A 15182-nucleotide genomic window follows, 5' to 3' on the forward strand; every position below is an offset into this window, starting at 1 on the left:
CTCGTCGGCATGAGCACCTTGATCCTCCTGCGCCACGGTCACAGTGAGTGGAACGCCAAGAACCTGTTCACCGGCTGGGTCGACGTCGACCTCAACGAGCAGGGTCTCGCCGAGGCGTCCCGCGGCGCCGAGCTGCTGGCGGGCGCCGGCCTCGCCCCCGACGTCCTCCACACCTCGCTGCTGCGCCGCGCCATCCGTACGGCGCAGATCGTCCTCGACGGGATCGACCGCCACTGGATCCCGGTCCGCCGTTCGTGGCGGCTCAACGAGCGGCACTACGGCGCTCTGCAAGGCAAGGACAAGAAGGCCACGCTGGAGGAGTTCGGCGAGGAGCAGTTCATGACGTGGCGCCGGTCGTACGACACGCCGCCGCCGCCGCTCGAGGACGACTCGGAGTTCAGCCAGGCGTCCGACGCGCGCTACGCCTCACTGCCCGACGAGCTGCTGCCGCGCACCGAGGCGCTCGCCGACGTGCTCGACCGGATGCTGCCCTACTGGTACGACTCGATCGTCCCCGACCTGCTCGAGGGTCGCGTCGTGCTGGTGACCGCGCACGGCAACTCGCTGCGCGCCCTCGTCAAGCACCTCGACGGGCTGAGCGAGGAGGCCGTCGTAGGCCTCAACATCCCAACCGGTATCCCGTTGGTCTACGAGCTCGACGACAACCTCAAGCCGACGGTCAAGGGCGGGACCTACCTCGACCCCGACGCCGCGGCCGCCGCGATCGCAGCAGTCGCCAACCAGGGTCGCTAGCCGCTGCTCGCCAGAGCCTGCTCCAGGCGCTCGAACTGTCGGCGCCGCCACAGCCACAGGCGATCGGTCCCCCAGGCGATCAGCGACGTCACCGCGGCGAGAGCCAGGAACCACAGCCACGTGGGCCCGTGCAGCACCGTCCCCAGCACGGCGACAACGACCAAGACGGCGATGAAGATCGCGTACAGGCCCAAGTAGACGCGTCGCCCTTCGCGAAAGTAGCGCGCCTGCCTGCGCACGACCCTCCGCCACCTGTCGACCCGTGCGCCTTCGGGCACGACGCCGGTTCGGTATGCCTTCCGGTACAGGCTCAATTGCCCCTTGCCGCCAAGGCGGCGACGTTGATCCAAGAGGCCGATCCCGAAGAGCACGGCTGCGAACGGCAGCAGGGCGAGCCGGATCGTCATGTCGTCCCGATCGGAGTCCAGCCCGAAGGCCGCGGCTATGGCCACGTAGCCGATCGCGTAGACGCCGATAACCAGGACGAACCCAATGGGCCAACGGGCCACCGCCGGAAGGCGGTGCCAGCCGTCTGTCAACGAGCTCACGATGCTGACCTTTCCGAATCGAGTCACGCCTCCCGCTCGCCCTCGACCTCGAACGCTCTCTTACCCAGATCGAGGTGGCGTATGCGTCAGCACGTCACAGATGGTTCCGACATCGTGAGCGTTCGTCACGAGTCGTACTTGTAGCCGAGGCCTCGTACGGTCGTCAGGGTGATGGGGTTGGCGGGGTCCTTCTCGATCTTGGCCCGCAGCCGCTTGACGTGGACGTCGAGCGTCTTGGTGTCGCCGACGTAGTCGGCGCCCCACACCCGGTCGATCAGCTGGCCGCGCGTCAGGACGCGGCCGGGGTTGCGGAGGAAGTACTCGAGGAGCTCGAACTCCTTGAGCGGGAACTTGGTCTCCGTCCCGTCGATCGTCACGAGGTGGCGGTCGACGTCCATGCGGACACGGCCCTGCTCGAGCGAGGCGTTGTCGTCGACGTCCTCGGTGAACCCGCGGCGCAGGACCGCCTTGATGCGGGCGACGAGCTCACGGGGGGAGTAGGGCTTGGTGACGTAGTCGTCCGCGCCCAGCTCCAGCCCGACGACCTTGTCGACCTCGGTGTCCTTGGCGCTGACCATGATGATCGGCACCGACGAGATCTGCCGCAGTGCACGGCAGACCTCGGTGCCCGACAGGCCCGGCAGCATCAGGTCGAGCAGCACGATGTCCGCGCCGCCGCGGTCGAACTCGGTCAGCGCGTCGGGTCCGGTCTCGGCGATCGCGACCTCGAATCCTTCCTTGCGCAGGACGTACGACAGCGCCTCGCTGTAGCTCGCCTCGTCCTCGACGACCAGTACCTTGGTCACGCGTTCTCCTCATCGATCTCGTGGCTGTGCGCCGGCAGGACCAGTGTGAACGACGAACCGAGTCCCGGTTCGCTCCACACCTCGACCGTGCCGCCGTTGCTGGCTGCGACGTGCTTGACGATCGACAGGCCGAGGCCCGTGCCGCCGGTCGTACGGGCTCGAGCCGGGTCCACCCGGTAGAACCGTTCGAAGATGCGGTCGAGCTCGTCACCGGGGATGCCGATGCCGTTGTCGGCGACCGTCAGGCGTACGTCCTCGCCGTCGAGCTGGGCCGTCACCGTGACGCGCGACCCCTCCGGGCTGTAGGTCACGGCGTTCTCGACCAGGTTGCTGACCGCGGCGTGCAGCTGGGCGCGGTCACCGTGGACGTGGAGGTCGGGCTCGACCGCGGTCGCGATCTCGATCTTCTTGTGCTCGGCGTCCGTGGCGGAGTGCTCGGTCGCCTCGGAGACCAGCTCGCCGACCTTGATCGTCGTCGCGTCGTCGCTCAGCATGTCGTTCTGCAGCCGCGAGAGGTCGATGATCTGCTGCACCAGCCGGGTCAGGCGCTCACTCTCGAGGTGCATGCGGCTGGAGAACCGGACGACCGCCTCGGGATCGTCCTTGGCCTCGCCGACGGCCTCGGCCAGCAGGTTGAGCGCGCCGACCGGGGTCTTGAGCTCGTGGCTCACGTTGGCGACGAAGTCGCGACGGATCGACTCGACCCGCTGCTCGCGCGTCCGGTCGTCGGCGAGCACGAGGATCAGCCGGGATGTCAGGGGGGCGACGCGCGCATGAACGTACGACGTCGTGCCCCGGCGCGGCTGGATCGCGAAGTCGGCCTCGCGCACCTGACCGTCACGACGTACCTGCCGGACGAGCGCCACGAGCTCTTCGGGCTCGAGCCGGTCGTCGTGGACGATGCCCATCGCGAACGCGGGGGCCGACGCCTTGACGACCGTGTCGGCCGAGTCGATCAGCACCGCGGAGGACGAGATCACGGAGAGGACCTGGTCGGCGCCGGGAGGGACAAGTGGGGACGGCTCGGGCACCGCCGCCTCGCGGCGCTCGTTGAAGCGCCACACATAGGTGATCATCGCGCCCATGACGGCACCGATCGCCCCCGCGATCAACAGTCCTGCACTGGTTTCCACAGGATTGATCGTAGAGGGCGTTTCCGCCCCAGCCGCCACTCTGAACCCTGCAGCGACGGGCCTTTCGGTTGCTGTTCACATCGCGTTCACCGGAGGTCGCCGTCCGTTCATCCCGCCTGCCTACGGTCGAGGACATGCGCGATCAGTATTACGAACAGCTCGATGCCATCGTCGACGACCTGGTGAACCTGACCGGGACCGTGCGCCGTGCCGTGGCCGACGCGACCAAGGCTCTGCTCGAGGCAGACGCCCAGATCGCGGAGTCCGTCATCGCCGGCGACAAGGACATCGACGAGGCCACCGAGATCATCGAGGAGCGCGCGCTGCTGCTGCTCGCGACCCAGCAGCCGGTCGCCACCGACCTCCGGCAGCTCGTCGCGACCCTGCGCATGCTGACCGACCTCCAGCGGATGGGCGACCTTTCGGTGCACGTGGCCAAGGTGGCGCGGCGCCGGATGCCCGACTCCGCGGTGCCGGCGCACCTGCACCCGAACATCACGGCGATGGCGACCGTCGCCGACTCCATGATCGACTCGGCGTCGCGCATCGTCGCGAACCGCAACGTCGATGCCGCAGGGCAGCTCGAGAACGAGGACGACGAGATGGACCGGCTCCGCAAGGAGCTGTTGCGCTCGCTGCTCGGCGACAGCTGGTCGTACGGTGTCGAGCCCGCCGTCGACCTGGCGCTGCTGGGTCGCTACTACGAGCGCATCGGCGACCACGCGGTGTCGATGGCCCGTCGCGTCGTCTACCTCGTCACGGGCCAGCTGAGCTGACGGACGTACGAAGGCCCCCGGCCGGATCGGCTGGGGGCCTTCGTGTGCGTCGTGGTGCTACTCCGGAGCGTCCTCGGTGGACTCGGTCTCGGCCTGCTCGGCCTGCTCGGTGTCCGTCGGCTCCGCTGCGGGCTGCGCGCCGACGCCGGCGTACTCGGCGGTGCGCGTGACCACGGGCGCCTCGATCGTGATGGGTGCCGAGTCGGTGAACGTCAACGTGAGCCGGACGTAGTCGCCGGCCGCCGCGCCCTCGGTGATCCAGAAGCCGTCGGGGCTGGTGGCCGCGCCGACCGGGGTCACGACATCGCGCGGGACCTCGAGCGGCTCGCCGCTGCGAACCTCGAGCGGCTTGCCGTCCATCGTCGTGGCCTCGACGGAGGTCAGCTCGTGGCCCTCGTCCGTGTTGTTGATCAGGCTGGTCGACAGCGACGCGGACCCGTCCTCGTTGGCGACGAGCAGTGTGCTGAGCGCATCGATGTCGCCGCGATGGTCGGCTCCGACCGCAGCCTGGTAGACTTGGTTGGTCTGCGCGTCGAAGCTCGTGCCACAGGCCCCGAGCGTCAGAAGTGCCGTCGTGGCAAGGGCGGTGGCCGCGATGCGGCGACGTCGTACGGTGCTCACGAGATCACGCTTCCAGTCCGTCGTTGGTGCTGCGAGGGTTCATCGAGATCGTATCGGAGGGTGCTCCGAACTCCGCCTTTGACCTGCTGCGATGTCATCTGCTATGGGCGGGATGGCCTGAAACGGCAGGGATCGACCTCCGGCGCGCATGTTAGACTGGTCACCTAGGAAAGGTGTTTTCTCTATGACTTTTGTTGTCGGCGAAACCGTTGTCTATCCCAATCACGGCGCTGCAGTCATCGAGGACATCGAGACCCGGACGATCAAGGGCGAGGAGCGTGAATACCTCGTGCTGCGCATCGTCTCGCAGAACGACCTGGTCGTTCGCGTCCCGGCTTGCAACCTTGATCTCGTCGGAGTTCGCGACGTCGTCGACGAAGCAGGGCTCGAGCGGGTTTTCGGAGTCCTTCGTGCCGAGCACGTGGAGGAGCCGACCAACTGGTCGCGGCGCTACAAGGCAAACCTCGAGAAGCTGCACTCGGGTGACGTGCTGAAGGTTGCCGAGGTCGTCCGCGACCTCTGGCGCCGGGATCACGAGCGTGGACTGTCAGCCGGCGAGAAGCGCATGCTGGCCAAGGCCCGCCAGATCCTGGTCTCCGAGCTCGCGCTCGCCGAGAAGACCAACGAGGACAAGGCCGAGACCCGTCTCGACGAGGTCCTCGCGTCCTGACCTGACATCCGTACGAAGCCCCCGTCTCGCTGAGGCGGGGGCTTCGTCGTGCTCGCCGGCATGTGGGTCAGAGGGGCACGACGAGGGCCGTGGCGATCGCGGCGATGCCTTCGCCGCGCCCCGTCAGCCCGAGGCCGTCGGTCGTCGTCGCCGAGACGCTGACCGGTGCGGCCAGCGCGTCGCCGAGGACGCGCTGCGCCTGCGCCCGGCGGGGCCCGATCTTGGGCCGGTTGCCGATCACCTGGACCGAGGCGTTGCCGACCCGCCACCCGTGATCGCGGAGGCGCCGCTCGACCTCGACGAGGAAGTCCACGCCGGAGGCGCCGGCCCACTCCGGCTCGCCCGTGCCGAACAGGCCACCGATGTCGCCGAGGCCGGCCGCACTGAGCGTGGCGTCCACGATCGCGTGCGCGACGCAGTCACCGTCGGAGTGTCCCTCAAGGCCCTGGTCCTCGTCGGGCCACAGCAGCCCGGCCAACCACATCGGCCGCCCCGCCACCAAGCGATGGACGTCGGTACCGATGCCGATGCGCGCGGAGGTCACAGGTCGATCATGCCGTACGCATGACGCGACGCGCAGCGGCCGATCGCGGCCGGGTCACCAGCGCGGTGTGTCGGCCGGCAGGGGGCGGTTCGTCGGCCGTACGACGTAGACGACTCCGCCGCTGCCCTTGAGCCAGGCGCGCTCGAACTGCGACCGGGAGTAGATGCGCCGAACCGTCGAGTTGCTGCCCGCCGCGGGGTCGTTGACGATGACGCGGCCGCCGGCGGTGAAACCGCGAATCACGAGCAGGTGTCCCGGCGTGGACGAGATCGGGGCGCCGTCCAGCCCCCCTCTCGGAAAGGCGATCGAGGCGACGAGCGGGATGCCCGCCTTGATGAACGCCTCGGCGTCGCGGAGGTTGTGCAGGCGGGTGACGAACGAGTCGGTGCCGTAGCGCGCGGCGTACGCCGTGTTGAACGGCCAGTTGCCGGTGCCGTCGTAGCCGTAGTCGAAGGTCTCGCGGGCGGCGTAGGCGACGAAGCCGTCGGCATAGCGCGACCAGGAGTACGCGGCGGGCGTCGGTCCCGTGCCGAAGTAGCGCAGGACCATGGAGGTCGAGGTCGGCGAGCACCAGGCTTCACCGCCACCACCCCACTGCGGGTACTCGCCCTTGTGGATCATCTGGGAGGACCGCGGGACGCTGAGCTCCTTGGTCGCGGTCATCGAGGTCGAGCTGGTGGCCACGGTGCGCGTCGCGTAGCTCGCAGCGACACCGCCGACCGTGTTGAGCACAGGGCTGTGGTCGATCGAGACGTGCCGCATCAGCTGGACCCGGACCTGCCAGCCGCTGAAGGTCTTGCCGGTGTTGGCGACGACCGTGTCGGTCGACAGCTTCGCGAGGTCGTCGCCCTGGCTGGAGTGGGACGACCGCTTGACGTACGAGGTGGCGGACGCGTAGCGGGCGACGGCGTCCCAGCTGCCGATCGTGGAGCCGCTGCGGACCCGCACCTCGATCTTGGCCCAGGTGCCGGTGGGGGTGTGGACGTTCCACGACGGGATCAGCGTCCGCGCCGGGAAGCCCGTGGTCTGCCACGGTGAGGTCCAGTAGCCGCGGTCGTAGGTCCGCGCGCCACCGCTGACCCGAGGGTCGTCGTACGTGATCCTCGAGGTGCCCGATCCCAAGGTCACCGCGCTGGCCTTGGCCGCCAGTCCCACGGAGGTGCCCTTGGTGAAGTCGGTCGTGGTGTCCCAGCGCGCGTACGCGGCCTGGTCGGTCGCTGCAGAGGCTGGAACGGCGGGCAGCATCGCGAGTCCGAGCACTGCGGCGACGGCCATACGGGGAAGGTGGCGCATCGACTCATGATAGGTCAGTCGTGGGACCAGTGGGGCTGATGTGGCGATGCTGAGCGGGGATCGGGTTCCCTGATCGGATGGAAACGCCGTGCCGGTGACCGCCGCTGTCGCTAGAGTCCGGGTCACGCGGTGTCACTTCACAGATGGCGAGCTGACCATGACGAAGTCTTCGAGAGCGGTCCGCTTCATCGCCGTGCCTGCGCTGCTGGTGGCCGCGGCTCTGGTCCACACGTCGGGCGCCGCGCAGGCCGCGCCGCCCGCGCCCACGATCACCTACCTCGAGGTCGCCGCCGACTCGACGACGCTGCGACTCAGCTGGCCCCATGTCGGCGGGACGCTCAAGGAGTACGTCGTGCACTACCGGGCCCTCGGCTCGGTGACCTGGCGGCAGAGCACGGCGGCGGGGGTCGGCTCGACGTACGCCTCCAAGGTGCCGTACGTGCGCGGCCGCACGACCTACACCAAGTCGTTCCGAGCAGCGGGCATCGTGCCGGGCCAGGCGTACGAGGTCACGGTCCGGGCGGTCCCGACGTCCGGTCTCGCGAGCAGCGCCAACCTCTCGAAGGTCGCCGTGCGGACCAACCCGCAGCTCGGCGCCCTGACCACCTCGGCGACGCCGGACGGCGATCTCACCGTCACGTGGCCGGCCTATGCCGCGACGCCGTTCCACCAGTACGACCTCTACCTGCGCGAGGGCAGCGGCACGCCGTCGTGGCGGACGTACCGGACCGACATCGCGACGACCAGCCACACGTTCACCGGCCTGAGGCCCGGCGCTGCCTACACGGTCGGGGCACGGGTGACGCAGTCGCAGGCCCGGCGCAACGGCCAGCCGATCAAATGGGTGCGCTCGGAGATGAGGACGGCCACGCAGAGCATTCCGATGCCGGCCACCCCCACGGTGCCGAGCAACGAGCTGTTCCGCTCAGGTGCTCCGTCGTCCTTCGTCAGCACCGCGACGGGTGAGCCGTTCGTGGCCAACGGCGTCAAGATCAAGCGCACGGCTCACAAGAAGTCGGGAGTCTGGGAGACCCCGTACGTCGTCGAGGAGGTCGCGGCGATGGGCCGGGCCGGTGCGCCGGCGTTCAACACCGTCCGGCTCGCGATGGACTGGTCGTACTTCCAGAGGCAGGTCGGCTCGTCGATCGTCATCGACACCGACGCGTTCGCCCAACTCGATCGCATCATCGACGAGGCGATCGCGCAGGACCTCTACGTGATCCTCGACCCGATGCACCTGTCGAACGTCGCGACGGCGTCGAACCCGAGCTCGGCCATGTGCCGCGAGGATCCGGCCATGGCGGGCGCGCACAAGGGCATACCGGCGTGGGCCTGGACCAAGGTCGGAGCCGTCCCCGGCACGACGTGCGCGTCGAGCACGGCCTGGGACGCCCTCGCCGACGACGCCCTCGGGCTGCAGGAGACCGCCGACTACCTGCGGTACGTGCTCGAGCGCTACGACGGGTCGACCGCGCGCGGCCAGCAGGTCATCGCGGTGGACCTGGTCAACGAGCCGGCAGCGGACGGCGTGACGGCGGTCGACCGCACGCAGAAGCTCGTCGACACCGTCTACGCCCCGTGGCTGGCACCGACCGGCAGCAAGTCGCTGCGCGCGGTCGATCCCGACAAGATCCTGATCGTGACGCCGGTCGCCGGCAGCGGGTCGCTCGTCGGTGTCGACCTGGCCAAGGTCGCGCAGCCCAACGTCGTGATGACGTTCCACGACTACTTCGGGCAGGCCACCGGGACCAACGCCACGCACGGGATCGGCTACTCGTCCAGCGGCTATGCGACCCAGAAGGAGGACACGGACCAGACCGGCAACACCGCGATGGGCGGGTCCTACGTGCCGTACAGCTCCACGTCCAAGGCGTATGCCACGCGCAAGGCCGAGCACACCGCGTTCGTCCAGCACGCCGTCGACGTGGCGGCAGCTGCCGGCATGCCGCTGTACGTGGGGGAGTACGGCGTCGTCAACCCGTGCAACGGCGGCGCCCTGGCGCACTCGACCGCGTATGCGCAGGACACCTACGACATCTACGAGGCCCTGGGACTGTCGCGCGCGGTGTGGACCCACGGCTACTGGGACGACATGTCGATCTGGTGGCGCGAGTCCACGCCGTGCGGGTCGGTCGCACCCAAGACGTACTTCCCCTACGCCGCCGACCTGACGGGTGGAGCCGTGCGGTGACGTGGCGCGCGCGACGGTCCGGTGGCCCACGCCGGAGCCGATAGGGTTGGCGCGTGGCATTCCAGCTCTATGACACCGCGTCCCGGCAGATCCAGCCCTTCGTCCCGGTCCAGCCGGGACGGGTCTCGATCTACCACTGCGGGCTCACGGTGCAGGGGCCGCCGCACATCGGCCACATCCGCAAGGAGGTCGTGTTCGACGTCCTGCGGCGTTGGCTCGAGCGGTCCGGCTACGCCGTCACGATCGTCGCCAACGTCACGGACATCGACGACAAGATCCTGCGCAAGGGCGTCGAGCAGGACCGGCCGTGGTTCGCCGTCGCCTACGAGAACGAGCGCGCGCTGCACGCGGCGTACGAGGTGCTGGGTTGCATCCCGCCGACGTACGAGCCGCGGGCGACCGGTGTCGTGCCCGAGATGATCGAGATGATGCAGACGCTGATCGAGCGCGGTCACGCCTACGCGGCATCGGACGGCTCGGGCGACGTCTACTTCGACGTACGGTCGTGGCCGTCGTACGGCGAGCTGTCCAACCAGAAGATCGACGACATGCAGGCTGCGGAGGACGCGCCTCCGGAGGGCAAGCGCGACGCTCGCGACTTCGCGCTGTGGAAGGGGCACAAGGAAGGGGACCCCGAGTCCGCCTCCTGGCCCACACCGTGGGGCCGCGGCCGGCCGGGCTGGCACCTGGAGTGCTCGGCGATGGCATCGAAGTTCCTCGGCGACGAGTTCGACATCCACGGCGGTGGCCTCGACCTGCGCTTCCCGCACCACGAGAACGAGCTCGCCCAGTCGCGGGCCGCGGGCCAGCAGTTCGCCCGGCTCTGGATGCACAACGCGATGCTCAACCTCGCGGGCTCGAAGATGTCCAAGTCGGTCGGCAACACGTTGCTGGTGAGCGAGGTCGTCAAGCGCGTACGCCCGATCGACCTGCGCTACTACCTCGCCGCGTCGCACTACCGGTCGATCGTCGAGTTCTCCGAGGAGTCGCTCGCCGAGGCGGCGACGGCGTTCCAGCGGATCGAGGGCTTCGTCCGCCGCGCCGCGGAGGTCAGCGGTGCCGGTGAGATGGGCGACGTCCCCGACGAGTTCGCCGCGGCGATGGACGACGACCTGTCGGTGCCGGCCGCGCTCGCGGTGCTGCAGGCCGCGATCGGGGATGGCAACAAGCTGCTCGCCGGCGGCGCCTCGGCCGAGCTGACGGCCGCACTCGCGAGCGTACGAGCGATGCTCGACGTGCTCGGTTTGGACCCACTGTCCCCGACGTGGGACCGTGGAGGTGACGATGCGGCGTACGCGCAGGTGATCGACTCCCTCGTGGGCGGCCTGCTGGAGCAGCGCCAGGCGGCGCGAGCCGACAAGGACTTCGCCACGGCGGACCGGGTGCGAGATCAGCTCACGGCCGCCGGCATCGAGATCGAGGACACTCCGCAGGGCGCGAGATGGTCCGTGAAGGGCGAGAACTAGACATGCCAGGCAACAGCAAGCGCAAGGGCGCGATCAAGAAGACCGGCAAGGGCAACCCCACCGCCGGCTCCGGCGGACGCCGCCGGCAGGGGCTCGAGGGCAAGGGCCCGACGCCCCGCGCAGAGGACCGCCCCAACCACAAGCTCTACAAGATGAAGAACGCTGCGCAGAAGCGCGAGCAGGCCAGGCCCAAGCGCAAGCAGGGCGACGCCGCCGAGTGGGTGGCCGGCCGCAACTCGGTGCTCGAGCTGCTCAAGGCGACCGTGCCGGTGCACGCGCTCTACGTCGCCGAGGGCACCGACCGCGACGAGAAGGTCCGCGAGATCTTCAAGCTCGCCGCCGAGCAGCACGTCAGCCTGCTCGAGATCGGTCGCATCGAGCTCGACAAGCTCACCGGCGGTGCGGTGCACCAGGGCATCGCGGCCAAGCTCAACGCATACGAGTACGCCAACCCGCAGGACCTGCTCGACCTCGCGGCCGAGCGCGCCGAGCCTGCCCTGATCGTGGTGCTCGACGGCGTCACCGATCCGCGCAACCTCGGTGCGATCATCCGGTCGGCATCCGGCTTCGGCGCCCACGGCGTCGTCATCCCTGAACGTCGCGCCGCGCAGATCACTGCAGCGGCCTGGAAGACGTCAGCCGGTGCCGCCGCGCGCGTGCCGGTGGCCCGCGTCACCAACCTGACCCGCACCCTCAAGCAGTTCCAGGACGACGGCTGCATGGTCATCGGCCTCGCGGCTGACGGCACGGTCGACATCGCCGAGTCGCAGATGATCGACGGTCCCGTCGTCGTCGTGATCGGCAGCGAGGGCAAGGGCCTGTCGCGGCTCGTGGGGGAGACGTGCGACGAGATCGTGTCGATCCCGATGTCGACGGGCCTCGAGTCGCTCAACGCCGGCGTCGCCGCAGGCATCGCGCTCTACGCCATCGCCCAGGCCCGCGCCTGACCCAGCTTCCGAGATGTGGACTGAACCCGTCCACTGGTTCCCACTTAGTGGGCGGAGAGCGTCCACATCTCGGGGGCTCAGAACGGGTGGTGGGTGCCGAACGTCCGCTGGTGGTACGACAACGGGGCACCGGGCGAGGCGACGGCATCGACGACCCGTCCCAGCACGATGACGTGATCGCCCCCGGGCACGAGTGACTCGACGTCGGCGGCGACCCAGGCGTGCGCGTCGACGATGCGCGGTGCGCCGTGGTCCTCGAACCACGGGATGTCCGCGAACCGGTCGGCCGCCGATCCGGAGAACCGCAGCGCGACCTGGTCCTGGTCCGCGGCCAGGACGTTGACCCCGATCCGGGTGCCGAGCTCGAGCCGCGCCAGGAGCCGTGACCGTACGCCCAGCGAGACCAGCACCATCGGCGGATCCATCGACAGGGACATGACGCCGCTGACCGTCGTGCCGTGCGGCGCGGCACCGGCCGAGGTCGTGACGACGTTGAGACCGGCCACGAGATTGCCCATGGCGGCTCGCAGACCCTGCTCGAGCCGCACGTCGTTGGTCACGGTCATTCCTGGTCCTCTCCCGAGAGCATGTGGCTCCGAGTCTGTGCCGTCGTGCAGCACGATCCAGCTCGGCCCGGATCGTGAGACCTGAGGCCGGCCGGCGTCAGATCGTGCTTTCGCGCGCGCTGCGCGAAATAGCACAGGCCGGCCGCGGGGCGGCATGCGTTCCAGCGGACGGGACACCCCGGGTGGCCCGGATCGCCGCCCCTAGCGTCGTCGGCATGAACTCGATGACCTGGCTCGTCGCGCGCCTCGCGATCGACCTGATGCGGACCACCAGCGCGACCTGTCGCTGACCGAGCGCCCGTCCCGCACGTCCACCTGCCCATCGAAGGAACTCGCATGACCCTGTCCATCCGCAAGCTGTCCAGCCGCATCGGCGCCGAGATCAGCGGTGTCGACCTGTCGGCACCGCTCGACCCCGAGACGATCGCCGCGATCCGGCACGCCGTCAACACCCACAAGGCGATCGTGTTCGACGGCGCGAACCTCGACCAGCGCGGTCAGGAGCGCCTCGCCGGATACTTCGGCGACCTCACCACCGCCCACCCGACGGTGCCCGCCGCCGATGGCAGCGCCGCGGTGCTGGCCGTCGACAGCACCGAGAGCAAGGCCAACCAGTGGCACACCGACGTCACGTTCGTCGTCAACCCGCCGGCCATCTCGACCCTGCGCAGCATCACGGTGCCCCCGTACGGAGGGGAGACCCTGATCGCCGACGCGGCCGGCGCCTACAGGGACCTGCCGCCGGCGCTGCGGACCTTGGCCGACGGCCTCTGGGCGGTGCACTCCAACGACTACGACTACGCGGTGCCGCCCGAGACGTTGACCGACCACCAGAAGGCGTACAACGACACCTTCACCTCGACGGTCTACGAGGCGGCGCACCCCGTGGTGCGCGTGCACCCGGAGACCGGCGAGCGCGGACTGTTCATCGGCGGCTTCGTGCGCCGCCTCGTCGGACTGTCGAGCACGGAGTCGCGTGACCTGCTGCGGCTGCTCCAGGCGTACGTGACCCGGCCCGAGAACATCCTGCGCTGGTCGTGGTCGCCGGGCCAGCTGCTGATCTTCGACAACCGGATCACGCAGCACTACGCCATCGACAACTACGACGACCAGCCGCGCCGGCTCGAGCGCATCACGGTCGCCGGCGACGTGCCGGTCTCGATCGACGGCACGCCGTCGTACGCCATCACCGGCGACTCGAGCCACTACTCGACCGTCGCCGAGAGCCGGTCGGCCGCATGAGCACCGGGATCGCGCCCGCCCGCGCACGGACCCGGCAGCCCGCCGCCGCTCCCGTACGTACGAGGGCGACCGAGACGTTCACCGCCCCCGACCGCCGCGAGCGGGGCAGCCTCCGCCGGTTCGCGTGGCCGCTGGGCATCTACACCGTCCCGGTCGCGATCCTCGTCGCCTGGCAGGTGGGCAGCGAGCTGGGCTGGGTCTCGGAGAAGATCGCCCCCGCACCGACGGCGATCGTCCAGGCCGGGGTCGACCTCTGGCAGATCGGCCAGCTGGGCCCCGACCTCCTGATCTCGCTGCAACGCGTCGGCCTCGGGCTCGCTCTCGGGCTGGCGGTCGGCATCTCCACCGGCGTCGTCGCCGGCCTGCTGCGATCGGGGGAGTACGTCTTCAACGGCCTCGTCCAGATCGCCAACACGATCCCGCTGCTCGCGATCCTGCCGCTGATGATCGTGTGGTTCGGCATCGACGAGCTGACCAAGGTCTTGTTGATCGCGTTCGGGGCAGCGGTGCCGATGTACCTCAACCTGTTCGCCGCGATCCGGGGGGTCGACCAGCGCCTCATCGAGATGGCCCAGGCCGCGGGCGTACGGCGCTGGCGCCTCGTCACCCGTGTGCTGGTGCCCGGGGCGCTCCCGGGATTCCTCGTCGGGCTCCGGTTCGCGCTGGCGTACAGCGTGCTGGGGCTCGTGGCGGCGGAGACGATCAATGCCACCTCCGGGCTCGGCTTCCTCATCAACCGTGCCCAGACCTACCTGCGCACCGACCAGGTGTTCCTCGGCCTCGTCATCTACGCCGTGATCGGGCTCCTGGCCGACCAGCTCGTCCGGACCCTCGAGCGGGTGCTGCTGCAGTGGCGGCCCAGCTATGAGGCGGCATGAGCACCGCGACCACGGCGGCCGTCCAGGTCGCGAGCGTGCACCGGCGGTTCGGCGAACGTGTCGTCCTCGACGACCTGAGCCTGACGATCGGCGAGTCGGAGTTCGTCGTCCTGCTCGGCCCGTCCGGGTGCGGCAAGAGCACGCTGCTCCGTCTGCTGGGCGGTCTGGACCGACCGGACGGCGGCACCGTCAGCGTGCCCAAGGCACGGGCGATCGTGTTCCAGAACGACCGGCTGCTGCCGTGGCAGCGGGTGCTGCGCAACGTCGCGATCGGCCTGTACGAGGACGGTGCCGACGAACGAGCGCTCGCCGTGCTCGAGGAGGTCGGGCTCAAGGACCATGCCCGCGCGTGGCCCAAGACGCTGTCGGGCGGCGAGGCGCAACGCGTGTCGCTGGCCCGGGCCCTCGTCACGGAGCCGGATCTCGTGCTGCTCGACGAGCCGTTCGCCGCGCTCGACGCCATCACGAGGCTGCGGATGCACGACCTCGTGCGGGAGCTGCGTCGCAAGCACAACGCGGCGATGCTCCTCGTCACGCACGACGTCGACGAGGCGATCGCGCTCGCCGACCGCATCCTCGTGATGAGCGACGGCCGCATCGGCAGCGCGTACGACGTGCGGCTCGACCAGGACGAGCGCGACCTCGGCCCCGCCCGCGAGGAGCTCCGCGCCTCGCTGCTCGGCGACCTCGGCCTCGCTGCCGTGCACTGAACCCCCCACCCCTTCACCCCGAACGAACGAACCCCAAG

Annotated in this window: 16 protein-coding genes; 9 read left to right on the forward strand and 7 right to left on the reverse strand. The window is 69.5% G+C overall.

Going from position 1 to position 15182, the window contains the following annotated elements; genetic code table 11:
* Positions 1–9 precede the first annotated feature (9 nt).
* Positions 10–753 (forward strand): phosphoglyceromutase, encoded by a 744-nt coding sequence (locus tag AB0N22_RS15780; RefSeq protein WP_364642221.1) that lies wholly within the window; start codon positions 10–12, stop codon positions 751–753.
* On the opposite strand, the gene AB0N22_RS15785 is transcribed toward AB0N22_RS15780, so the two are convergent.
* The 3 genes from AB0N22_RS15785 to AB0N22_RS15795 form a co-directional block, all read right to left on the reverse strand.
* Positions 750–1301: a hypothetical protein gene (locus AB0N22_RS15785; RefSeq protein ID WP_364642224.1), complete on the reverse strand. Its 552-nt coding sequence runs from the start codon at positions 1299–1301 to the stop codon at positions 750–752. The two genes, AB0N22_RS15780 and AB0N22_RS15785, sit on opposite strands and share 4 nt — an antisense overlap.
* A 125-nt stretch (positions 1302–1426) precedes the next feature.
* Complete coding sequence (locus AB0N22_RS15790; RefSeq protein WP_364642227.1) at positions 1427–2107, reverse strand: response regulator transcription factor; 681 nt, start codon at positions 2105–2107, stop codon at positions 1427–1429.
* Positions 2104–3240, reverse strand: coding sequence for an ATP-binding protein (locus tag AB0N22_RS15795; RefSeq protein ID WP_364642230.1), 1137 nt, complete (start codon positions 3238–3240; stop codon positions 2104–2106). The genes AB0N22_RS15790 and AB0N22_RS15795 overlap by 4 nt, the downstream gene beginning before the upstream one ends.
* A 134-nt stretch (positions 3241–3374) precedes the next feature.
* Between AB0N22_RS15795 and phoU the strand changes: the two genes are divergently transcribed.
* Complete coding sequence (phoU, locus tag AB0N22_RS15800) at positions 3375–4016, forward strand: phosphate signaling complex protein PhoU (RefSeq protein ID WP_364642233.1); 642 nt, start codon at positions 3375–3377, stop codon at positions 4014–4016.
* Between the two features lie 57 nt (positions 4017–4073).
* Here phoU and AB0N22_RS15805 read toward each other — a convergent pair whose 3' ends face one another.
* A complete protein-coding gene (locus AB0N22_RS15805; RefSeq protein ID WP_364642239.1) occupies positions 4074–4637 on the reverse strand; it encodes a hypothetical protein in 564 nt (187 codons plus the stop codon).
* 184 nt (positions 4638–4821) lie between these two features.
* Between AB0N22_RS15805 and AB0N22_RS15810 the strand changes: the two genes are divergently transcribed.
* Positions 4822–5307, forward strand: coding sequence for a CarD family transcriptional regulator (locus AB0N22_RS15810; protein ID WP_056211551.1), 486 nt, complete (start codon positions 4822–4824; stop codon positions 5305–5307).
* A gap of 67 nt (positions 5308–5374) precedes the next feature.
* On the opposite strand, the gene ispF is transcribed toward AB0N22_RS15810, so the two are convergent.
* Together ispF and AB0N22_RS15820 are read right to left on the reverse strand one after the other, a co-directional pair.
* A complete protein-coding gene (gene ispF, locus AB0N22_RS15815; protein WP_364642243.1) occupies positions 5375–5851 on the reverse strand; it encodes a 2-C-methyl-D-erythritol 2,4-cyclodiphosphate synthase in 477 nt (158 codons plus the stop codon).
* Positions 5852–5905: 54 nt separating this feature from the next.
* On the reverse strand, positions 5906–7144 hold the full coding sequence (locus AB0N22_RS15820; protein WP_364642246.1) for a C39 family peptidase: 1239 nt from the start codon (positions 7142–7144) through the stop codon (positions 5906–5908).
* Between the two features lie 157 nt (positions 7145–7301).
* Between AB0N22_RS15820 and AB0N22_RS15825 the strand changes: the two genes are divergently transcribed.
* The 3 genes from AB0N22_RS15825 to rlmB are packed head-to-tail and all read left to right on the forward strand — an operon-like array spanning position 7302 to position 11748.
* A complete protein-coding gene (locus AB0N22_RS15825) occupies positions 7302–9335 on the forward strand; it encodes a cellulase family glycosylhydrolase (protein ID WP_364642249.1) in 2034 nt (677 codons plus the stop codon).
* 53 nt (positions 9336–9388) lie between these two features.
* Positions 9389–10801 carry a cysteine--tRNA ligase gene (gene cysS, locus AB0N22_RS15830; RefSeq protein WP_364642251.1) on the forward strand — a complete coding sequence of 471 codons (1413 nt, stop codon included), beginning with the start codon at positions 9389–9391 and terminating at the stop codon, positions 10799–10801.
* Positions 10802–10803: 2 nt separating this feature from the next.
* A complete protein-coding gene (rlmB, locus tag AB0N22_RS15835; RefSeq protein WP_364642254.1) occupies positions 10804–11748 on the forward strand; it encodes a 23S rRNA (guanosine(2251)-2'-O)-methyltransferase RlmB in 945 nt (314 codons plus the stop codon).
* Between the two features lie 77 nt (positions 11749–11825).
* Here the strand turns inward: rlmB and AB0N22_RS15840 are convergent, their stop codons facing one another.
* Positions 11826–12314: a flavin reductase family protein gene (locus AB0N22_RS15840; protein WP_364642257.1), complete on the reverse strand. Its 489-nt coding sequence runs from the start codon at positions 12312–12314 to the stop codon at positions 11826–11828.
* Between the two features lie 336 nt (positions 12315–12650).
* On the opposite strand from AB0N22_RS15840, the gene AB0N22_RS15845 reads away from it, so the two are divergent.
* From AB0N22_RS15845 to AB0N22_RS15855, 3 genes are read left to right on the forward strand one after another with little or no spacing between them, the layout of a single operon-like run.
* On the forward strand, positions 12651–13556 hold the full coding sequence (locus AB0N22_RS15845; RefSeq protein ID WP_364642260.1) for a TauD/TfdA family dioxygenase: 906 nt from the start codon (positions 12651–12653) through the stop codon (positions 13554–13556).
* A complete protein-coding gene (locus AB0N22_RS15850; protein WP_364642263.1) occupies positions 13553–14434 on the forward strand; it encodes an ABC transporter permease in 882 nt (293 codons plus the stop codon). Before AB0N22_RS15845 ends, AB0N22_RS15850 begins: the two co-directional genes overlap by 4 nt.
* The gene (locus AB0N22_RS15855) at positions 14431–15144 is read left to right on the forward strand and encodes an ABC transporter ATP-binding protein (protein ID WP_364642266.1); all 714 of its coding nucleotides are present in this window, start codon (positions 14431–14433) and stop codon (positions 15142–15144) included. The genes AB0N22_RS15850 and AB0N22_RS15855 overlap by 4 nt, the downstream gene beginning before the upstream one ends.
* The last annotated feature ends 38 nt before the right edge of the window (positions 15145–15182 follow it).

It is taken from the genome of Aeromicrobium sp. NPDC092404, assembly GCF_040684095.1.
Classification (GTDB): Bacteria; Actinomycetota; Actinomycetes; order Propionibacteriales; family Nocardioidaceae; genus Aeromicrobium.